The sequence below is a fragment of the Ferrovum myxofaciens genome (assembly GCF_000735045.1).
GTDB lineage: Bacteria > Pseudomonadota > Gammaproteobacteria > Burkholderiales > Ferrovaceae > Ferrovum > Ferrovum myxofaciens.
The window spans coordinates 1-253 of sequence record NZ_JPOQ01000228.1; the positions used below are offsets into that span (position 1 = coordinate 1).

Consider the following 253-nt stretch of genomic DNA (forward strand, 5'->3'; position numbering starts at 1 on the left):
GTCATGCCCTTGCGGCGCAGTTCCTGATGAATACGGCCAAAGTTCGGCTGAACATGCTGGCGGGTACGATGTGAAGAACCGATCAACTTCTGTTGCAAGCCGGTTTCATCCAGCGTTTGTATGGTGACCCAATCCAGACCTGCCGCCGTGGCCAGTCCAACATACTTGGCGACTACCCCCTTGGAGATCTTGAGAGCCATCGCAATTTGCTCATGACTGAGCCCAGCATCGAGTTTTAATCGAAGAACATCCT

1 pseudogene is annotated in these 253 nt (G+C 53.0%); it reads right to left on the bottom strand.

Features of this window, described 5'->3' with window-relative positions:
- A pseudogene (locus IV91_RS0112995) lies at nt 1-253 on the bottom strand (IS21 family transposase); the annotation flags it as partial.